Below are 19,784 nucleotides of genomic sequence, written 5' to 3'. Positions count from 1 at the left end.
GTGTCCGGTCGGGCCATCGGCGTCACCGACCGCATCATCCCGACCGGCCGCATCACCCCGACCACCGCTTCACCCCGACCACCGCATCACCCGCCGTGAGAGGCCAGCCGTGCTCAAACACGTCCTTGACATCATCGAACTCCTCGACCGTCCGCAGACCAGCGGCGCCCTCCTCGCCGACCATCTGCGCGCGGTCCAGACCGCGGCCGGAGCCGACCCCCAGACGGCGCCCGCGATCGAGGTACGCACCGTCGAGGGCGACAAGGGCAGCACGGACTTCGTCTCCGTCACCGTCCCCGGCCGCCGCGGCAAGCTGGCCGGCGGCGCCGCCCCGACGCTGGGCATCCTCGGCCGGCTCGGCGGAGTCGGCGCCCGACCGGAGCGGATCGGGCTGGTCTCGGACGCCGACGGGGCGGTCGCGGCGCTGTCCGCCGCGGCCAAGCTGCTGGACATGCACGCCCGGGGCGACGTCCTGGACGGCGATGTCACGCTCTCCACGCACGTCTCCGGCTGGGCTCCCACCCAGCCGCACGACCCCGTACCCTTCATGGACTCCCCGGTGGACACCCTGGTGTGCAACCGCGAGGAGATCTCGACCGCGATGGACGCGGTCGTCTCCATCGACACCACCAAGGGCAACCGGCTGCTCAACCACCGCGGCGTCGCCCTGTCGCCCACGGTCTGCCAGGGCTGGATCCTGCGGGTCAGCGAGGATCTGGTGTCGGTCCTGGAGAGCGTGACCGGCGAGTCGGCGCGGATCCTGCCGATCACCACCCAGGACATCACCCCGTACGGCAACGGAGTGCACCACCTCAACTCCATCCTCCAGCCCGCCGTGGCCACCACCGCCCCCGTCGTCGGCCTCGCGATCACGGCGGGCACGGCGGTGGCCGGATGCGCCACCGGCGCCAGCCATGAGACCGACATCGCCGTCGCCGCCCGGTTCGCCGTCGAGACCGCCAAGGAGTTCGGACGCGGCGTCGCCCGCTTCCTGGACGCCGAGGAGTTCGCCCGCCTGGTCGAGCTGTACGGACCCATGACCCACCTCCAGGCCCTCACCCCAGCGGGGTGACCGACCCGTCCCCACCCGGACCCCGCAGGAGTCCCCATGAACCCGAACCCCCAGGCCACCACGGCCGCGGACGCCCCACCGCGGTCGCACCCCAGAGCCTTCGAACCGGTCACCCTCGTCCTGACCATCGTGCTGTCGGTCCTCGGCGCCCTGATCGGCATCGTGCTGATCACCACGCTCGGGGTGTCGCCCAATACGGCGGTGATCGGCGCCCTGGTGGCGATGCTCATCGGCCGCGTCCCGGTGGGCGTGCTGACCCGGATGCGTTCGAAGCACCGGCAGAACCTGGTGCAGTCGGCGATCTCCGGCTCCACCTTCGCCGCGGCGAACTCCCTGCTCACCCCCATCGCGGTGCCGTTCGCTCTCGGGCGTAACGACCTGGTGTGGCCCATGCTCGGCGGGGCCGTCATCGGCCTGGCGGTCGACAGCTGGGTGCTGTACCGGGTGTTCGACTCCAAGCTGCTGCCCGCCACCGGCTCCTGGCCGGCCGGTATCGCGGCGGCCGAGACGATCAATGCCGGGGACACCGGCGGGCGCAAGGCCGCGATCCTGGGCGTGGGGGCCGTGGTCGGCTTCGTCGGCGCGCTGTTCAAGCTGCCGACCAGCGCCGCGGGTGTGGGCTTCCTGGGCAACATCTGGGCGCTGGCCATGTTCGGCATCGGGCTGACCGTGGGGCAGTACGCCCCCGACTTCGGCTTCGACCTGGGCGCGAACCATGTGCCCCACGGGCTGATGATCGGCGCCGGGCTGGTCGCCCTGACCCAGGCGCTGCTCCTGATGCGGACGCGGAAGGGCGGGGGCGAAGGGGCTGATCAGGCGGAGAGCGCCGATGGCGGCCCGGACACCGATGGCCCGGACGCCGACGGTGGCCGTACGGTCCGGGCCCCCCAGCTGCGGCGGGGACTGCTGGAGGGCATGGGTCTGTTCATCTGTGGCGCGGTCGTGGTCGCGATCGCGGGCGGCGTGGTCGGCGGGCTCTCGCTGCCCGCCCTGGTCGGCTGGGTGCTGCTGGCCGGTGTCGCCGCCATCGTCCACCAGCTGATCGTGGGGCTGGCGGCGATGCACTCCGGCTGGTTCCCGGCCTTCGCCGTCACCCTGATCTTCCTGATCATCGGCCTGGTGCTGCACATACCGACCGTCCCGCTCGCCCTGCTGGTCGGCTACACGGCCTCCACCGGCCCCGCCTTCGCCGACCTCGGCTACGACTTCAAGGCGGGCTGGCTGCTGCGCCGGGACGCCGCGCCCTGGCGGCCCTTCGAGATCGAGGGGCGGCGTCAGCAGTACCTCGCCCAGCTCGTCGGCTTCGGTGTGGCGCTCGTCGTCGTCGCCGTCGCCTGGAAGGCCTTCTTCTCCGAAGGCAAGGTGCCGCCGGTCGCCGAGGTCTACGTCACCACCATCAAGACCGGCCTCGAACCCGGCACCATGACCACCATGCTGCTGTGGGCGATCCCCGGCGCGCTGGTCCAGCTGATCGGCGGACCCTCCCGGCAGATGGGCGTCCTGCTGGCCACCGGCCTTCTGGTGGCCACGCCCCAGGCCGGATGGATGGTCCTCGGCGCCCTGGTGGTCCGTCAGCTCTACACCATGTGGCGGCGGCGCGGGATCGCCGACGCGAGGGCGCGCAAGGAGTCCGACGAGCAGGCCGAGAACGATCTGTCGCTGGTCGGCGCGGGACTCGTCGCCGGAAGCTCCCTCAACGACGTCGGACAGCTCACCAAGGCGCTGTGAACGAGCCCGTGGCGGGCTCCGAGCCTTTGAACAGTTCTGTGAACGGCCCTGTGAGGAAGGACATGCACGCTGTGGACACCACGGAGACCGTGGACCGCGAAGACCCGGCGGGCGGTCCGGCCCTCGGCCTCGTCACCATCGGCCAGGCCCCGCGCGCCGACCTCCGCCCGGACGCCGAACCGCTGCTGCCCGGGGTGCGCCTGGTCGAACACGGCGCGCTCGACGCCGACCGGTTCGACGGCGACGCCGAGGCCGCGACCCGCCGACTGCTGGCCCCCGAACACGGCGAGGCACCGCTGGTCTCCCGGCTGCGCGACGGCCGTTCGGTGCTGCTCGGGCATGGTGCGATCGTCCCGCGGATCACGGACGCGGTCGCCCGCGCGGAGCGGGACGGCGCAGCCGCGACGCTGCTGCTGTGCACCGGGCGCTTCCCGGCGGTACGGGCCCGGCGGCCGCTGCTGTTCGCCGAACCGCTGGTGCAGCAGGCCGTGGCCGCGGCCGTGGGCACCGACCCCGTGGGCATCGTCTGCCCGCACCCGGACCAGGCGGAGGACGTCTCCCGGCGCTGGGCGGAGCTGCTGCCCGGCCGGGTGGAGGCCGCGGTCGCCGATCCGTACGGCCCCGCCGAGCGCGTCCTGGACGACGTGGCCGCCGCCGCGCGCGGCCTGGCCGAGCGCGGCAGCTCCTGGCTCGTCCTGGACTGCATCGGCTACACCGAGCGGATGCGCACCGCCGCCCTGCGGGCCGCCGACCGCCCCGTGCTCCTGGCCCGCGCCATCGCCGTCCGGATGGCGGCGGAGGTGGTGGCGGCCTCGGCGTAACGGGTGCGCGGTGCCTGCCGCGTTGCCCACGCACATCCTCGGCGTGACGGGTGCGCGGTGCCTGCCGCGTTCCCCACGCACATCCTCGGTGCGACGGGTGCGCGGCGCCTTCGCGTATTCCACTCGCACCCTCGGGGCGACCGGCGGGCGGCGCCCCTCCCGCGCCGCGCCCCCGCCCGCACCCTTCGTCCGACCCGATGCGCCTCACCCACCGGAGGTCCCTCATGTCCGTGCCCCCGTCCGAAGCCCCGGCCCGGCCCATCGGGGTGATCCGCGTCCTCACCAGCGAGGACCCCGCCGCCGTCGCCACCCATGGCACGGCCATCGAGGAGCGCTACGGTCTGCCGACCGTCTCGCGGTGCATCCCCGACCAGCCGTACGGCATCCACGACGACGAGTCCGAGGCCCGCGCCGAACCCAAGATCGTCGCCCTCGCCCGGGAGTTGGCCGATGCCGGGGCGCAGGCGCTGATCATCAGCTGCGCCGCCGATCCGGCGCTCCAGGAGACCCGTCGGGCCGTCGGCGTCCCCGTCATCGGCGCGGGGTCGGCGGCCGCCGCCGTCGCCCTGGGCCTCGGCCGCCGGGTCGGGGTACTGGGCATCCGGGACGAGGCACCGCCCGCGGTACGCGCCCTGCTCGGCGACCGCTTCACCGCCTCCGCCCGCCCCCACGGCGTCCACCGCACCACCGACCTGCTCGCCCCGGAGGGGCCCGAGGCGGTGCTGGAGGCCGCGGCCGGGCTCGTCGCCTCGGGCGCGGACACGCTGCTCCTCGCCTGTACGGGCCTGAACACCATCGGCATCCGGCCCCTGCTGGAGCGGCGGCTGGGCGTCCCGGTCGTGGACCCGGTGCTCGCCGCGGGGCTGCTGGCCTCGTACGCGCACGGGGCCTGAGCGACCGGCAACGGATCGCCGGGCCGCACCCGGCGCCCGGCCGCCGGGCTCACCGAGTCCCGGTTTGGTCAACCGCCGTGGTGGAGCCGGTAGTGCTGGGCGAGGAGATCACGTCCGTAGTCGTTGCCGTTGGGGGCCCGCACGATGGTGTGGACGTGGAAGCGGGCGGGCTCGGGATTGGCGAGGAAGACACCGGGATGGTTGTCGTACTCGACCAGGAGTACGGGTGAGTGGATCCGGTAGTAGAAGGCGCACTCGTCGTCGTGGCCGCCGCGCCAGGCGAACCGCGTCTCGTCGAAGTGCTCACGGACGAGTGCCAGGGTGCGCTCGGCCTGTGGCGTCGGGAGGCGGTCGAGGTAGACCCGGATCAGCTCCACCAGACCGTCACGCTGGTCGGCCGGCAGGCTTGCCGCGACGATCCCCTCGGGAGGCAGGACGAGGTTGTCACTGCCCGCACCGGCGAGATGCCGTCCGTTCCACGGTCCGGCGAGTTCGGGCGGAAGGTCCTCCGCGCGCAGCGAGGACCCCATCAGGAACTCGCCCTCCCGGTCGGGGTCCAGGGTGCGGCGGAAGGCCAGGGCGACCTCGGTCTCGTCGCCGAAGGCCGTGATGCCCTCGAACCGTCCCGTCCCGGTCGTCGGCTCGGCACCGAGGAACACGGGGGCGAGAACCACCTGCCCTCCGACAAAGACGCAATGCAGGTCCACGTGATGGCCCATCAGCTGCCATCCCCACGGGGAGTCGCCCGAGGGAGTCCCGAAGACGGTGAACCAGTAGGCGAACTCCGTGAGGGTGTCCCGGTAGTCGTCGATGAGCTCGCCCAAGTGCTCGTTGAGTGCCATCGCCGCTCTCACCTGGGCGTATCCGGCAGGGCTGAGGCTCGCCTCGATGACGGCGAGTGCGCGGTCGCGGTCGCTGTCGGCGAGCCGTTCCAGGCGCATGCCCTTCGGGTGCCATGTCGGGATCGCGTTCGTCCACAACCGCCACTCCGGGGCGTCCATCGGTAACGCGGCGACCACCCTCTGGTGGGGCGTCAGCCCGTCGAGGTAGGCCCGTGCGGCCATGACGGCGGTCTTCGGGGATGCCCCCGCATCATTGAGACGGTAGAGGCCGGGGCGCGGGGTGCCGTTCTCGGTGATGCCGACGTAGGGCTCGCGATGACGGCGTACGCCTGCGGTGATCTCGAAGGCCACCTCCGGCGGGATCAAGTCGTCGAACAGGTGGGAGTCGACGATCGGCAGGGCGCTTCGAGTGGTCGGAAGGGGGAAATCTTCCCTGCTTCGTTGGCGGGACATGCGCTCGTTGCCTTTCTCGACAGGTCTGGAGAGTGACAAGCCGTTGTCGGGGGGAGCGCGTCAACGGTGCGCTTCCTCGGCCGACCCCGGAAGCCCTCCGGGGTCGACCACTCAGTGGGCGAGGTTGACGTGTGCCCTGTGGTGGTCGCCTTTCTCGATCAGGTCGACGAACCCGAGGGCGTAGTCCGGGGCGGAGATCGCGCCGCCGTCCTCGGGCTGAACCGCGACGTCGTCGCCGAGCCGATACTGGCCGAGCCGTTCGCCGGGCATACGTGCACCGAACCTGAGCGCCGGGCTCACGAAGACCCAGTCGAGTGTCGCGGGGGTGGCAGGGAGGTCCTCGATGATGAGCGCGGCCCCGACGCGGATCTCGTCGTGGAGCTCTGCGGGGATGTGGCTGAGGTCGGTGACGAAACGATCCGCCCCGGGCGCGGGGCGCAGCGACGAGGCGCCGCCCACGACGAACAGGACTACGCCTGCGGCATCGGCCAGACGTGCGATGGTGCTGTAGACGTCGCGGAAGGTGCCGGCCAGCGGGCCGCGTGGGGCGAGTGCGCCCACCGCGACGTCCGCGCCCTCGATGGAGGCCGAGAGCGTCGCTTCGTCGGCGGCGTCGCCTTGGACATAGGTCACGTTCGGGATGGGCGCGTCGGGGAGCGAGCGGCTCAGTGCGGTGACCTGGTGACCGCGGGCAGCGGCCTCCGCGACGATGGCCGAACCTGCATAGCCGGTGCCGCCGATAACGGTGATGCGAGACATGAGGCGCCTTTCTACGGAACGGTTGGCGTCGGGCGACGCGCTGCAATTACCGTATGAATGCAGCTCTCCGATGGGAAGAAGGCACTTTGTGGTAACCACTCAGGACGAATTGGTGCTCCGCGGCAGCCCCTACCGTGCGGACTGCCCGACTCGCCACATCCTGGATCGCATTGGCGACCGTTGGACGGTGCTCATAGTGGGCGCCCTCTGGGACGGCAGCGCCCGCTTCTCGGAGTTGCGTCGGCGCATCGAGGGCGTCTCGCAGAAGATGCTCACCCAGACTCTCCGCGGGCTCGAACGGGACGGGATCGTGCGCCGCACCGTCCACCCCGAAGTTCCGGTCCGCGTCGAGTACACGCTCACCGAGGCGGGCCGCACCCTGCGCGAGCCGCTGCGCGCACTTCAGGAATGGTCGATCGCGCATTTCGACCACGTGTCAGCGTCGCAGGAAGCCTACGACCACGCGAATCGGCCTTCTCCCGACTCCACGGATCGCGACAAGTAACGCGGCGATTTAGGCGCTGCTTACCGCCGGCATTCGCATTTCTGCCGTCGCCGTGGACCTTTGACGCCGTGCGGTTTCATTGGATACGAGTACACGGCGCCCGCCTCATACCAAGCTGTCCCGCCACGCCTGGTGCAGTGCCGCGAACCGGCCCTCGCCCGCGATCAGCCGGTCCGGCGGGCCGTCCTCGACGATCCGGCCGTCGGCCATGACCAGCACTCGGTCGGCCGTCTCGACGGTCGACAGCCGGTGGGCGATGACGACCGCCGTACGGCCGCGCAGCACCGTGTCCATGGCGCGCTGCACCGCCCGCTCGCCAGGGATGTCGAGGGAGGAGGTGGCCTCGTCGAGGATGAGGACGGACGGATCGGCGAGCAACGCGCGGGCGAACGCGACCAGTTGGCGCTGACCGGCCGAGATCCGGCCGCCGCGCTTGCGTACATCGGTGTCGTAGCCGTTGGGCAGCGCGGCGATGAAGTCATGCGCGCCGATCGCCTTGGCCGCCTGCTCGATCTCGGCGCGGGTGGCGTCGGGGCGGCCGATGGTGATGTTGTCGGCGACCGTGCCGGAGAACAGGAACGCCTCCTGCGTCACCATGACCACACCGCGCCGCAGTTCGGGCATGGCCAGATCGCGCAGATCCACCCCGTCGAGCAGCACCCGGCCGTCGCTGGGGTCGTAGAACCGGGCCAGCAGCTTGGCCAGGGTGGACTTGCCCGCGCCGGTGGCCCCGACCACCGCGACTGTCTGCCCGGCGGGCAGCGTGAGGTCGAAGCGGGGCAGCACCTCGCCGCCGGTGCGATAGGCGAAGCGCACCCCGCCGAAGACCACCTCCCGGCCGGGGGCCTTCGTCGGGCGCGGCGGCAGCGGCTTGGGGTCTGCGGGCTCGGGCACGGAGGGGCGCTGGGCCAGCAGGCCCGCGATCTTCTCCAGCGAGGCGGCCGCGGACTGGTAGGAGTTGAGGAACATCCCCAGCCGGTCGATCGGGTCGTACAGCCTGCGCAGATACAGCGCCGCCGCGGCGAGCACCCCGAGCGCGAGCGATCCGGAGGCCACCCGGTAGGCGCCCCAGAGGACGATGGCGGCCACCGCCGCGTTGGCGACCAGCCGGGAGCTGACCACATAGCGGGCCATCTCCAGGATCGCGTCCCCGTTGGCGCGCTCATGGTGGTGGTTCTGCTCGCCGAAGCGCGCGTCGTTGGCGCGCTCGCGGCGGAACGCCTGCACGGGGCGGATGCCGTTCATGGTCTCGGTGAACGTCACGATGACCGCCGCGATGGCCGTCGACCGCTTGCGGTACACCCGCATGGAGCGGCGCTGGAAGGAGCGGATCAGCAGATACAGCGGCCAGAAGGAGAGCACGGCCGCCCCGCCGAGACCCCAGTCCAGATACAGCAGCGTGATGGAGATGTAGACCACCGACAGGGCGACCCCGAGCAGCTCCTCCAGGCCCTCGATGAGCAGCTCGCGCAGCGACTCGACGTCCGTCGTGGCGCGGGAGATCAGCCGGCCGGAGGTGTACCGCTCATGGAAGTCCACGCTCAGCGCCTGGGCATGACGGAAGATCCGGCCGCGCAGATCCAGCAGCACGTCCTGGCTGATCCGCGCGGAGGCGCGGATGAACGCGTACTGCAGCGCCCCGGAGGCGAGCGCACAGCCCAGATAGCCCGCGCCGACGGCGATCAGCGGGCCGTGGCCACCGTCGCGGAAGGCGGGCACGGCACGGTCGATGGCGTACGCCACGAGCAGCGGACCCGCCTGGACGGCGGCCTGCTGGAGCAGCAGCAGAACGGTCGCCAGCCACACCCGCCGCCGGCGCGGGGAGAGCAGCGAGCGCAGCAGGGCCCGCGACGCGCCCTTGGGCACGGGCAGGACATCGCGGTCGAACCGGTCGTCGGACGACGCCGCCCGGCCCCCGTCCTCGTCGTCCCAGTCGTCCGCGCTCTCCCGCTCCTCCTCGACCGTGGTCATGGGCTTCTCTCCCCCTCCTCGGCTTCCTGCCCGGACATCAGCGAGCGGTACTCCGCGCTCTCCCGCAGCAGCCGCTGATGGGTGCCGACGGCGGCGATCCGGCCCCCCGACAGCAGCGCGACCCGGTCGGCGAGCAGCACGGTGGACGGCCGGTGGGCGACGACCAGCGCGGTCGTGGACGCCAGCACCCGCCGCAGCGCCGCCTCCACCAGCGCTTCGGTGTGTACGTCGAGGGCGGACAGCGGATCGTCGAGCACCAGGAACCGGGGGCCGCCCACGACGGCCCGCGCCAGCGCGAGCCGCTGCCGCTGACCGCCGGACAGACTCAGCCCCTGCTCGCCGACCTCGGTGTCGGTGCCCTCGGGCAGGGCGTGCACGAAGTCGGCCTGCGCCACCTTCAGGGCCCGCAGCAGCTCCTCCGTCCCCGCGTCGGCGGCGCCCATGAGGACGTTCTCCCCGGCGGTGGCGGAGAACAGCGTGGGCTCCTCGAACGCGACGGCCACCAGGGCGCGCAGCTCCTCCCGGGCGAGGGCGGTGATGTCCCGGCCGTCGAGGGTGATCCGGCCGCGCGTGACCTCATGGAGCCGGGGGACGAGGGCGGTGAGGGTGGTCTTGCCGGAACCGGTCGCCCCGACCAGCGCCATGGTCTCGCCGGGGCGGATGTGGAGATCGACCCCGCGCAGCACGGGCGGCTCGTCGGGCGGCGCGTCCGCGTAGGCGAACTCCACCCCCTCGAACCGCAGCCCGCCCTCGCCCTCCTGCTCTTGGCCGCCGTCGCTCTCCTGCTCCTGGCCGCGCTCGCCCTCCTGCTCCTGGCCGCCCTCGCCCTCCTGCTCCTGGCCGCGCTCCCGCGAAGGCGCGGCCCGAAGCCGGTCGGCGGCCGTGGCCGGTTCCGCGTCCATGACGTCGAAATAGCGGTCGGTGGCCGTGGCCGCGTCCTGGCTCATCGCGAGGAGGAAGCCCAGGGACTCCACCGGCCAGCGCAGCGTCAGGGCGGTGGAGAGGAAGGCGACCAGCGTGCCCGCCGACAGATCCCCGTCGGCCACCCGCACCGTGCCCAGCACCAGCGCCGCGCCGATCGCCAGCTCCGGCAGGGTCATGATCAGCGCCCAGAGCGTGGCCAGCAGCCGCGCCTTGTGCAGCTCGGTGGAGCGGACCTGCTCGGACAGCGCGCGGAAGGCGCGGGCCTGGCTGCGGTGGCGGCCGAAGCCCTTGACGATCCGGACGCCCAGCACGCCCTCCTCCACGACCGTCGTCAGATCGCCGGTCTGGTCCTGCACGGTGCGGGCCACCGTCGCGTACCGCGTCTCGAACAGCGAGCAAAGGATCACCAGCGGCACCGCCGGGATCACCAGGACCAGGCCCAGCGTCCACTCCTGGGACAGCAGAATGGCGAACCCGGCCAGGATGGTCACCCCGTTGACCACCAGGAAGGTGAGCGGGAAGGCCAGGAACATCCGCAGCAGCATCAGATCGGTCGTGGCCCGCGACAGCAGCTGGCCCGAGGCCCAGCGGTCGTGGAAGGAGACCGGCAGCCGCTGCAGATGTCGGTAGAGATCGGCGCGCATCGCGGCCTCCACGGATGCCAGCGGCCGCCCCACCAGCCAGCGCCGCAGCCCGAACAGCGCCGCCTCGGCCGTGCCGAGGGCGAGCAGCAGCGCACCGCCCAGCCAGACCCCGCCCGGGTCCCGGTGGGCCACCGGCCCGTCCACCATCCACTTGAGGACCAGCGGGATGACCAGCCCCATACAGGAGGCGACGACCGCCACCCCGGCCGCGCCGAACAGCCGCGCCCGCACCGGGCGCACATATGGCCACAGCCGCAGGAGCGAACGCGTGGCGGAGCGGTGCCGCGGGGCGGCACCGCCTTCCTGGGCGCGGGGTTCACTCGTCACAGCCATCAGTGGGGAGACTACGGTCCGCCACTGACAGTGCTCACTCGGTTTTTTGGCGTAGGTCCACGGAGGTGAGGGCGCGCAGCAGCAGGACCGAGCGTTCCGGAAGCTCGATGGGCGCGCCCGCCGCGAGGAGCGTGCCCGGGGGCGCGTCCTGCTCCTCGCGGGCGGTGTCCAGCAGGAGCTCGTACCCCCGGGCCCAGGGCCGTCCGGGCAGGGTGAAGGAGACCGGCCGCGGGCCCGCGTGCAGCAGCGCGAGGAAGCTGTCGTCGGTGACCGGGGCGCCGTGCGGATCGGGCTGGGGCAGTTCGCGGCCCGATAGATACGCCCCGAGGGCGGTCGTCGGCGCGTACCAGTCGGATTCGGTCATCTCGGTGCCGTGCGGGGTGAACCAGGCCAGGTCGCGCAGCCCCTCCGGGGGCCGGGCCAGACCGGAGAAGAAGACCGGGCGGCGCAGCACCGGATGGGCCCGGCGCAGTCGTATCAGCCGGGCGGTGAGCTCGGTGAGGGCGCGCCAGCCGGGGTCCTCCAGCAGCGACCAGTCCAGCCAGCCGGTCTCGTTGTCCTGGCAGTACGCGTTGTTGTTGCCGCCCTGGGTGCGGCCCAGTTCATCGCCCGCGATCAGCATCGGCACCCCGGTGGACAGCAGCAGGGTGGCCAGCAGATTGCGCAGCTGGCGGCGGCGCAGCGCGCGTATGCCGGGGTCGTCGGACTCGCCCTCGGCGCCGCAGTTCCAGGCGCGGTTGTCGGGGGAGCCGTCGCGATTGCCCTCCCCGTTGGCCTCGTTGTGCTTGCGCTCGTACGAGACCAGGTCGCGCAGGGTGAAACCGTCGTGCGCGGTGATGAAGTTGACCGAGGCGTACGGGCGGCGGCCACCGCGCTCGTACAGGTCGCTGGAGCCGGAGAGCCGGTAGCCCAGATCGCGGGCATCGGGCAGCGCCCCGCGCCAGAAGTCCCTCACCGCGTCGCGGTAGCGGTCGTTCCACTCCGCCCACAGCGGCGGGAAGGCGCCCACCTGATAGCCGCCGGAGCCCACGTCCCACGGCTCCGCGATCAGCTTGACCCGGCGCAGTACGGGATCCTGCGCGATCACGGCCAGGAAGGGCGAGAGCATGTCCACGCCGTGCGCGGCGCGGGCGAGCGCGCTGGCCAGGTCGAAGCGGAAGCCGTCCACGCCCATCTCGGTGACCCAGTAGCGCAGCGAGTCGGTGATCAGCCGCAGCACCTGGGGCTGGAGGACGTTGAGGGTGTTGCCGCAGCCGGTGAAGTCGGCGTAGCGGCGGGGGTCCTGCTGCAGCCGGTAGTAGCCGCGGTTGTCCACGCCGCGCAGCGAGAGGGTGGGGCCCAGCTCATCGGCCTCGGCGGTGTGGTTGTAGACCACGTCGAGGATCACCTCGATCCCGGCGGCGTGCAGGGCCCGCACCATCCGCCGGAACTCCGCGACCTGCTGGCCCCGGGTGCCGCCGGCCGCGTATCCGGCGTGCGGCGCGAAGTAGCCGATGGAGTTGTAGCCCCAGTAGTTGCGTAAGCCACGCCGCAGCAGATGGTCCTCATGGGCGAACTGATGCACCGGCAGCAGTTCCACCGCCGTGACCCCGAGCCGGGTCAGATGCTCGATCGCCGCCGGATGCGCCAGCCCCGCGTAGGTGCCGCGCAGCTCGGGCTCCACCCCGGGGTGGCGCATGGTGAAGCCGCGCACATGGAGCTCGTAGATCACCGATTCGGCCCACGGCGTCTTGGGCCGCCGGTCCTCGGTCCACTCGTCGGGCGCCCCGTCCGCCGCGTCGTCGCCGATGACCACGCCCTTGGGGACGTACGGGGCGGAGTCGCGATCGTCGCGTACGGTGTCCGCCACATGCTGCTGCGGCCAGTCCCGCACATGTCCGTAGACCTCCGCCGGGAGCGCGAAGTCCCCGTCCACGGCGCGGGCGTACGGATCCAGCAGCAGCTTCGCCGGATTCCAGCGGGCGCCCATCCAGGGGTCCCAGCGGCCGTGCACCCGGTAGCCGTAGCGGCGGCCGGGCAGCACACCGGGGACGAAGCCGTGCCATACCTCGTGGGTGAGCTCGGTGAGCGGACAGCGCAGCTCGTGGCCGTCGTCGTCGAACAGGCAGAGGTCGACGGCCTCGGCGCCGCCCGCCCACAGCGCGAAGTTGGTCCCCCACGCCCCGCCCGGCCCCCGGCAGGGGCGGGCGCCGAGCGGCTCCGGGCTGCCCGGCAGGACGGCGGGGCCCGCCGCGGGGGCGGTGGTCCGGTCGCGGCGCGGCGCGGCGGCCGTGGGCCGGTGGCCGACGGGGTGCCCCACCGCCGTCGCCGAGGGGCGTGCGGGGGTGCCGTCGCGCATCGCCTGCTGGGCTGCGCGGGTCTCCTGCTCGGCTGCGCTGGACACATCGGCCTCCGCGGCTCGTGGCCAACCGCCTCCGCCCCGTGGGAGGGAGGCGGGCAGCACCTCATGGCGGGCCGGTGGGCCCGCGGTGTCCCGTCCCGCACGGCCCGGCCCGCGCCCTCCCACCTGTTCTGCCCGTAATCCCGCCGACTCGCACGTTTTCCGCTGCCGCCACCGGCCGATCATCGTGGAGCCCCTCTGGCCTGGGACTGAAACGTGACCATCGAGGGGAGTCCACTGTCGGCGGCGTGTGATTACCTATCGCCAGGCGCGCCTGCGCGTGATCGGGGTTGCCGCGGGGGCGCGGCCCTGGGGAGGGGAGAGCTGTTGTGACGGTGCGGCGGATACCGGGGGCGGCGGCGCTGGGCGGCCGTAAGGGGCTTCTCGCGTTGCTGCTCGGGGCGTTGCTGATGGCGGTGGCCGCATGCGGCGGCGGTGGCTCCGACGACGACGGTAAGAAGGGCAAGGACGGCAAGGGCGACCGGCCCAAGACCTCGCGGGCCGTGGTGACCATCGCGCCCAAGGACGGCGCCAAGGGCGTGGACACCAGCGGCGCCCTGAAGGTCACCTCGGCGAAGGGCACGCTGTCCTCGGTCAAGGTCGAGGACGCGAAGGGCACCGCGGTCGAGGGGAAGATCACCCAGGGCGGGAAGGGCTGGCGGCCCGACGCCCATCTCCGCTCGGACACCACCTACACCGTGGACGCGGTCGCCAAGGACTCCCACGGTCTGACCACGGCCAAGCACGCCACCTTCACCACCCTCCGTCCCAAGAACACCTTCGTGGGCATCTACACCCCGGAGGACGGCACGACGGTCGGCGTCGGCATGCCGGTCTCGCTCCACTTCAACCGCGGCATCACCCACCCGGCGGACGTGGAGAAGGGGATAAAGGTCAGCGCCTCGCCGTCGGTGCCGATCGAGGGCCACTGGTTCGGCAACGACCGGCTGGACTTCCGGCCGGAGGAGTACTGGAAGCCCGGCACCAAGGTGACGCTCCGCATGGACCTCGACGGGATCGAGGGCAGGCCGGGGGTGTACGGCGAGCAGCGGAAGTCCGTGACGTTCACCGTCGGCCGCAGCCAGATCTCCGTCGTCGACGCCAAGTCCAAGAAGATGACGGTCAAACGGGACGGCAAGACCATCAAGACCATCCCCATCACCTCCGGCGCGCCCGGCCACGAGACCTACAACGGCAAGATGGTGATCAGCGAGAAGCATCCGGTGACCCGGATGGACGGCGCCACGGTCGGCTTCGACGGGGAGTACGACATCAAGGACGTGCCGCACGCCATGCGACTGTCGACCTCCGGCACCTTCATTCACGGCAACTACTGGGCGGGGCGGCCCACGTTCGGTTCGTCCAACGTCAGCCACGGCTGTGTGGGCCTGTTCGACCAGCGCGGCGGAGGGGACTCCTCCACGCCGGCGTCCTGGTTCTTCCGCAAGTCGATCATCGGCGATGTGGTCATCGTGAAGAACTCCCATGACGAGACCGTCCAGCCGGACAACGGGCTCAATGGCTGGAACATGTCCTGGGAGAAGTGGAAGGCGTGACCTCGGCCGGTGTCCGGGCGCCCTGTCGGGGCGTCCCGGCGCCGCCCCGGCGCGCGCTCCCAACACCGGCCCGCGACACCGGCCCGTGACGCTCGCCCGCGACACCGGCTCGCGGCGTCCGTCCGCGACATCGGCCTGCGGCGTCCGTCCGCGACACCGGCCCGCGTCCGTCCGCGGCGTCCGTCCCGGCGCCCCCGTCATCCCTTCCGGCATCCGCCCCGGCCCTCCGCTCCCGTGTTAGCGGGCGCTAACCTGCGCTCATGACTGTGAACCTCGAGGTTGCCGACGGCGTTGCCACCTTCCGTCTTGACCGCCCCCCGATGAACGCGCTCGACATCGCCACCCAGGACCGGCTGCGGGAGCTCGCGGCCGAGGTGACCCGCCGCGACGACGTGCGCGCGGTGGTCATCTGGGGCGGTGAGAAGGTGTTCGCGGCCGGCGCGGACATCAAGGAGATGCGGGAGATGGACCACGCCGCGATGGTGGTCCGCTCCGGTGAGCTGCAGGAGTCCTTCACCGCCGTGGCCCGGATCCCCAAGCCCGTGGTCGCCGCCGTCACCGGCTACGCCCTCGGCGGCGGCTGCGAGCTGGCGCTGTGCGCCGACTTCCGGATCGCCGCGGAGAACGCCAAGCTCGGCCAGCCCGAGATCCTGCTCGGTCTGATCCCGGGCGCGGGCGGCACCCAGCGGCTGGCCCGGCTGGTCGGCCCGGCCAAGGCCAAGGACCTCATCTTCACGGGCCGTCAGGTCAAGGCCGACGAGGCGCTCACCATCGGCCTGGTGGACCGGGTCGTACCGGCCGAGGAGGTCTACGAGCAGGCCCACGCCTGGGCGGCGAAGCTGGCCAAGGGCCCGGCGATCGCGCTGCGCGCGGCCAAGGAGTCGGTGGACCGGGGGCTGGAGACGGACCTCGACAGTGGTCTCGCCATCGAACGGAACTGGTTCGCCGGGCTGTTCGCCACGGAGGACCGGGAGATCGGGATGCGCAGCTTTGTCGAGGACGGGCCGGGCAAGGCCACGTTCCGCTGACACCCGACCGGTTCCGATCGCCTCGGCCGGGGTTTACGAAGCCACCCCGGTCGAGGTCGTGAAGCCGCGTATGCCCCGTGCGAGCGAATTTTCTTCGCCAACGATCGGCCCTCGACTGACCCGGTCCGGTACGCTGGGTGATCACGCGTACGCGCGGTGACATCGCTGGTCAGATGGGGTGTTGCGGTTCCCCAACTGCCCTTGGCATATGTCGGATCGGATTTATGGAGCCTGGGGCTCCGGTGTTCGGAATCCCACGGTTCCGCCCCGGATGGCCTTTTGGGCGGCCATGATGGGGGGCATGGCGGGCTTGGAGGGAATGGAGCAGCCGCAGCAGCGCACTGGTACGGCTGCGGTGCGGGGGGCGCCGTCCGTCGAGGACGACCTGGCCCTCAGAGCGCTTGACCTCTTCGGGAACCCCGCGTGCGAGGAGGTACGGCTGCCCTCCCGCCCCGAGTCCGCGGGGACCGCCCGCCGGATGGCCGAATTCGTGGTGGCGCGGGACTGGGGGCTGGGCCTTCAGCTCGCCGAGCACACCGTGCTGCTGGTCTCCGAGCTCGTCGGCAACGCCGTACGGCACACCGGTGCCCGCACCTTCGGGCTGCGGATGCTGCGGCGGCGCGGCTGGATCCGGGTCGAGGTCCGCGACCCGTCGCGGGGGCTGCCGTGTCTGATGCCGGTGGGGGAGCTCGACACCAGCGGACGCGGGCTGATGCTGGTCGACCAGCTCTCCCAGCGGTGGGGCGTCGATCTGCTGCCGTGCGGCAAGACGACCTGGTTCGAGATGCGAGTGGCCGAAAACTGATCGTTCGTACACCGATCCAGACCTCACGCAGAGCGTGAAGCGGAATGAAGCGGCGCGAAAGAGGCGTGAAAGCGGCTGAAAGGGGCCTCCGTGTCGTCGCGCACCGACGGCATGGAGGCCCCTTCCGTCCCCGGCCATGGCGCGAAAGGGGTGTTCGCCGTGGCATTCGGGGGAAGCGACCTCGCTCGGGTCAATGGGGGTCGCGGCCCCGACTATCGCAGAGACGGTAGAGCAGTTCCAAGCCAACCCAAGGTGAGGTGTAACACTTGCCTTGTTAATGGCGGGTAGAGCGGCAAATTTCCTTCGTTGTCGGCCTGATTCTTTCGAAACTCCAGTGGTCCAGACCGTGACACGAAATCTTTCTTTGCCCGTCGGTTCTTGGCATGGCCCTGCCGAGGACCCACCATGGAACCGCGCTACGCGCGTCACACCCCCACGCGTCACACCCCCACGCGTCACCCCATTTGTCCCCGCTACGACATTCGGGAGACCCCCCATGGAAGCGCACGGCCGCACCCCCACCCGGCGCGCCCTGCTCCGCTCGGGCGCCTATCTCGCCACCGCCGCCACCGGACTCGCCGCCACGGCCGCAACGGCCACCACCGCCCACGCCGACGGCAGACGCCGCCGTCGCGTGGCCGCCTATCCCCCCACCCACTGGATCCCGGCCTCCACCGCCAACTACCGCGTCTCCAGCCGCCCGACCTCGTATCCGATCGACTTCATCGTCATCCATGTGACGCAGGAGACCTTCCCGGACGCGATGAAGATCTTCCAGGACCCGGCCAAGCAGGTGTCCACCCACTACATGGTCGCCTCGGCCGACGGCTACATCGGGCAGTTCGTCCGGGAGAAGGACGTCGCTTGGCACGCGGGCAACAAGGACTACAACAACCGCAGCATCGGCATCGAGCACGAGGGCTGGGTGGACGACCCCAAGTGGTTCACGGACGAGATGTACGCCTCGTCCGCCGCCCTGACCGCGGCCGTCTGCGACCGCTACGGCATCCCCAAGAACCGCGACCACATCATCGGCCATGTGGAGGTCCCCGGCACCGACCACACCGACCCCGGCCCGCTGTGGGACTGGGACCGCTATATCGGGCTGGTCAACGGAGGGAGCCGGGTACACCGCGGAGTCTGAGGCCGCGCACCGCGGCGTACGCCTCGTACGCCTCGTATGACTCGTACGCCGCGTGCGCCGCGAACCGAACGCCGAGCGCGCCGTGACACTGCCGGGACGAACCGGCCACCCCCGACCGCTAATCTGTGCGGGTCAAGAAACGCACGGAAGGGGCGGAACAGGTGGCGGACATCGAGGCGGCGCGCAAGGCGTTCGAGCGGTATGACCTCAACGGTGACGGTCAGATCACCGCGGCCGAGTACAAGAGCGTGATGGCGCAGCTGGGGGACCCGTATGTCACGGAGCCCGTCGCCCAGGCCGTCATCAACGCCCACGACTCCAACGGTGACGGGCTGCTCACCTTCGACGAGTTCTGGGCGGCCCAGAACAAGAGCGGCGAGAAGACCGCCTGAAACAAGCCGGAAGCGGACCCGCTGAGCAGGCCGAAGACCGGCTGAACGGGCCGAAGACCGGCTGATCGGGGCCGAAGACCGGTTGATCGGGCCGTACGGACGACGGCGCGGCCGGCGCGTCAGCGCCAGCCGCGCCGCTGTGCGCCGGCCCGCCGTCTGCGGTCGTTGCACAGCAGACATCGGCCGTAGCCGGGCGGCAGCGGGTCGTCCGGATCCCCGTACAGCGGATCGACGGCCCCGCGCGGATGCTCCGGGCAGCCCGTCGAACCGTGCTCAGCGGTCAGCGATCCCGCCGCGGCGAGTGCCCGCCGCAGGGCGTCGGTGAGCAGCTCGGTCTCCGGCCCGGAGGGTGCGGCGTCCAGCGAGAAGGCGATGTCCGACGCGGTGGTGAGCGCGCTGCGGAGTTCGCGCAGGTCTGCGTAACTCATACCGGGCAGCGTAGGCGCCCCCACCGACAACGCCCGAGGGGCCCGGGGCCCCGGGGTCCGGTCAGGCCCCGCCCGCCACGTTCTCCCCGTCCTCCCCATCCGCCACGTCCTCCGCCGTGTGGACGTCCGCCACGTCCTCCGCCTCCTCATCGGCGGTGAGCGCCGCCCGGCTGGGGTCGGCCCATGCCTGGAGCGCGGACTTGCTGGAGAAGTTCGCCACGTCCTTGTCCAGCGGGCGGTCGGTGTACTGGTGGATCCGCCACTTCGCCTTGATGCGCGGCTTGCCCGCCGTCACGTAGTCCGCTATCCACAGGCCGTCGCCGGCGTACGACGTGGTGTCGTAGTTGAGCCAGAAGTTCCGGTTGCAGTAGAGCATGACCCGGTGGGTGGGCCGCAGCTTCTTGACCTCGCGGATGAACCGGTCCTTCTCGGCGTTGCTGGCGCGGGTGCCGGAACCGGTGGTCTCCCAGTCCACGGCGAGCAGATCGTGCTTCTGGGACGCGCACTTCTCGACGAAGTAGCGCGCCTGTGCCGAGATGTTGCCCGGCCACAGGAAGTGGTAGAAGCCGACGACGCATCCCGCCTTACGCGCCCGGGACGCCTGCGAGGTCTGCTTCGGGTTGATGTACGACCGGCCTTCGGTCGCCTTGATGAAGACGAAGGCCAGTCCGTCCGCGTCGAACGTGGACTGGTGCGAACTCACGTCGATGCCGTGCAGCATGGCGCCTACCTCGGGTCAAGAACGGGTGAATACACGGGTGTTATTCCCCCTCTCGTACGCAGGACCCTACTGGGACGGGATCTCGATCCGCAGGTGTTCGGGCCCACGCCCGGGGGAGCGGCACACCGAGGGAACGGGCACGCCAGAGGAACGGGTAGGCCGACGGAACGGGTAGGCCGAGGGACGGACACTCCGACCGAACGGCCACAAAGAGAAGCGGACCCGAGGGTTTGGCCATCCCCCGGGCCCTGTGATGCCGCCCAACTGCGCACGCCCCGGATGGGAACGGGTCAATCTGATGTCGTCTTCTTCGTACGGACGGCCCGGACGGATCAGCCGGGTCAGCGTGTCGTCGCGGTATCGCGAAGGACGTCCTCCGCGGACC

Annotated in this window: 17 protein-coding genes; 10 read left to right on the top strand and 7 right to left on the bottom strand. The window is 71.5% G+C overall.

From position 1 onward, the window contains the following. The first annotated feature begins 109 nt into the window (after nucleotides 1–109). The 4 genes from J2Z30_RS09490 to J2Z30_RS09475 all read left to right on the top strand — a co-directional run bounded on the left by J2Z30_RS09490 (nucleotide 110) and on the right by J2Z30_RS09475 (nucleotide 4,514). Nucleotides 110–1,072 (top strand): DUF1177 domain-containing protein, encoded by a 963-nt coding sequence (locus J2Z30_RS09490; protein WP_044569731.1) that lies wholly within the window; start codon nucleotides 110–112, stop codon nucleotides 1,070–1,072. Between the two features lie 36 nt (nucleotides 1,073–1,108). After that, the gene (locus J2Z30_RS09485) at nucleotides 1,109–2,800 is read left to right on the top strand and encodes an OPT/YSL family transporter (RefSeq protein ID WP_044569730.1); all 1,692 of its coding nucleotides are present in this window, start codon (nucleotides 1,109–1,111) and stop codon (nucleotides 2,798–2,800) included. A gap of 62 nt (nucleotides 2,801–2,862) precedes the next feature. Continuing rightward, the gene (locus J2Z30_RS09480; protein ID WP_044569729.1) at nucleotides 2,863–3,621 is read left to right on the top strand and encodes an AroM family protein; all 759 of its coding nucleotides are present in this window, start codon (nucleotides 2,863–2,865) and stop codon (nucleotides 3,619–3,621) included. Nucleotides 3,622–3,845: 224 nt separating this feature from the next. Beyond that, a complete protein-coding gene (locus J2Z30_RS09475; protein WP_044569728.1) occupies nucleotides 3,846–4,514 on the top strand; it encodes an aspartate/glutamate racemase family protein in 669 nt (222 codons plus the stop codon). A 68-nt stretch (nucleotides 4,515–4,582) separates the two neighbouring features. Here J2Z30_RS09475 and J2Z30_RS09470 read toward each other — a convergent pair whose 3' ends face one another. Next, on the bottom strand, nucleotides 4,583–5,809 hold the full coding sequence (locus J2Z30_RS09470) for a DUF3500 domain-containing protein (protein WP_209468624.1): 1,227 nt from the start codon (nucleotides 5,807–5,809) through the stop codon (nucleotides 4,583–4,585). Nucleotides 5,810–5,920: 111 nt separating this feature from the next. Then, nucleotides 5,921–6,568, bottom strand: coding sequence for an NAD(P)-dependent oxidoreductase (locus J2Z30_RS09465; protein WP_044569725.1), 648 nt, complete (start codon nucleotides 6,566–6,568; stop codon nucleotides 5,921–5,923). 88 nt (nucleotides 6,569–6,656) lie between these two features. On the opposite strand from J2Z30_RS09465, the gene J2Z30_RS09460 reads away from it, so the two are divergent. Continuing rightward, a complete protein-coding gene (locus tag J2Z30_RS09460; RefSeq protein ID WP_308279879.1) occupies nucleotides 6,657–7,073 on the top strand; it encodes a winged helix-turn-helix transcriptional regulator in 417 nt (138 codons plus the stop codon). Between the two features lie 105 nt (nucleotides 7,074–7,178). Here J2Z30_RS09460 and J2Z30_RS09455 read toward each other — a convergent pair whose 3' ends face one another. Genes J2Z30_RS09455 through glgX form a run of 3 tightly spaced genes read right to left on the bottom strand, consistent with a single transcriptional unit; the run spans nucleotide 7,179 to nucleotide 13,328 of the window. Next, nucleotides 7,179–9,044, bottom strand: coding sequence for an ABC transporter ATP-binding protein (locus J2Z30_RS09455; RefSeq protein WP_044569722.1), 1,866 nt, complete (start codon nucleotides 9,042–9,044; stop codon nucleotides 7,179–7,181). Further along, on the bottom strand, nucleotides 9,041–10,945 hold the full coding sequence (locus J2Z30_RS09450) for an ABC transporter ATP-binding protein (RefSeq protein ID WP_044569721.1): 1,905 nt from the start codon (nucleotides 10,943–10,945) through the stop codon (nucleotides 9,041–9,043). Before J2Z30_RS09450 ends, J2Z30_RS09455 begins: the two co-directional genes overlap by 4 nt. Before the next feature lie 34 nt (nucleotides 10,946–10,979). Continuing rightward, on the bottom strand, nucleotides 10,980–13,328 hold the full coding sequence (glgX, locus tag J2Z30_RS09445; RefSeq protein ID WP_044569720.1) for a glycogen debranching protein GlgX: 2,349 nt from the start codon (nucleotides 13,326–13,328) through the stop codon (nucleotides 10,980–10,982). Nucleotides 13,329–13,654: 326 nt separating this feature from the next. Here glgX and J2Z30_RS09440 point away from each other — a divergent pair, with 326 nt between their 5' ends. From J2Z30_RS09440 to J2Z30_RS09420, 5 genes are all read left to right on the top strand, one after another. Further along, nucleotides 13,655–14,881, top strand: a complete 1,227-nt coding sequence (locus tag J2Z30_RS09440) for a L,D-transpeptidase (protein ID WP_044569719.1) — start codon at nucleotides 13,655–13,657, stop codon at nucleotides 14,879–14,881. A gap of 260 nt (nucleotides 14,882–15,141) precedes the next feature. After that, complete coding sequence (locus J2Z30_RS09435) at nucleotides 15,142–15,909, top strand: enoyl-CoA hydratase/isomerase family protein (RefSeq protein WP_044569717.1); 768 nt, start codon at nucleotides 15,142–15,144, stop codon at nucleotides 15,907–15,909. Nucleotides 15,910–16,210: 301 nt separating this feature from the next. Next, the gene (locus J2Z30_RS09430; RefSeq protein WP_044569715.1) at nucleotides 16,211–16,714 is read left to right on the top strand and encodes an ATP-binding protein; all 504 of its coding nucleotides are present in this window, start codon (nucleotides 16,211–16,213) and stop codon (nucleotides 16,712–16,714) included. Nucleotides 16,715–17,210: 496 nt separating this feature from the next. After that, complete coding sequence (locus tag J2Z30_RS09425) at nucleotides 17,211–17,858, top strand: N-acetylmuramoyl-L-alanine amidase (protein ID WP_044569714.1); 648 nt, start codon at nucleotides 17,211–17,213, stop codon at nucleotides 17,856–17,858. Nucleotides 17,859–18,019: 161 nt separating this feature from the next. Further along, nucleotides 18,020–18,250, top strand: a complete 231-nt coding sequence (locus J2Z30_RS09420) for an EF-hand domain-containing protein (RefSeq protein WP_037960901.1) — start codon at nucleotides 18,020–18,022, stop codon at nucleotides 18,248–18,250. Between the two features lie 119 nt (nucleotides 18,251–18,369). Here the strand turns inward: J2Z30_RS09420 and J2Z30_RS09415 are convergent, their stop codons facing one another. Together J2Z30_RS09415 and J2Z30_RS09410 are read right to left on the bottom strand one after the other, a co-directional pair. Continuing rightward, nucleotides 18,370–18,678: a hypothetical protein gene (locus tag J2Z30_RS09415; protein ID WP_020868286.1), complete on the bottom strand. Its 309-nt coding sequence runs from the start codon at nucleotides 18,676–18,678 to the stop codon at nucleotides 18,370–18,372. 61 nt (nucleotides 18,679–18,739) lie between these two features. Then, nucleotides 18,740–19,399 (bottom strand): glycoside hydrolase family 25 protein, encoded by a 660-nt coding sequence (locus J2Z30_RS09410; protein ID WP_044569713.1) that lies wholly within the window; start codon nucleotides 19,397–19,399, stop codon nucleotides 18,740–18,742. Nucleotides 19,400–19,784: the final 385 nt, after the last annotated feature.

This window comes from Streptomyces iranensis (assembly GCF_017874715.1).
GTDB lineage: Bacteria > Actinomycetota > Actinomycetes > Streptomycetales > Streptomycetaceae > Streptomyces > Streptomyces iranensis.
The sequence above is the reverse complement of the archived record's forward strand: the minus strand, read 5'-3'. Positions and strand labels throughout refer to the sequence as shown.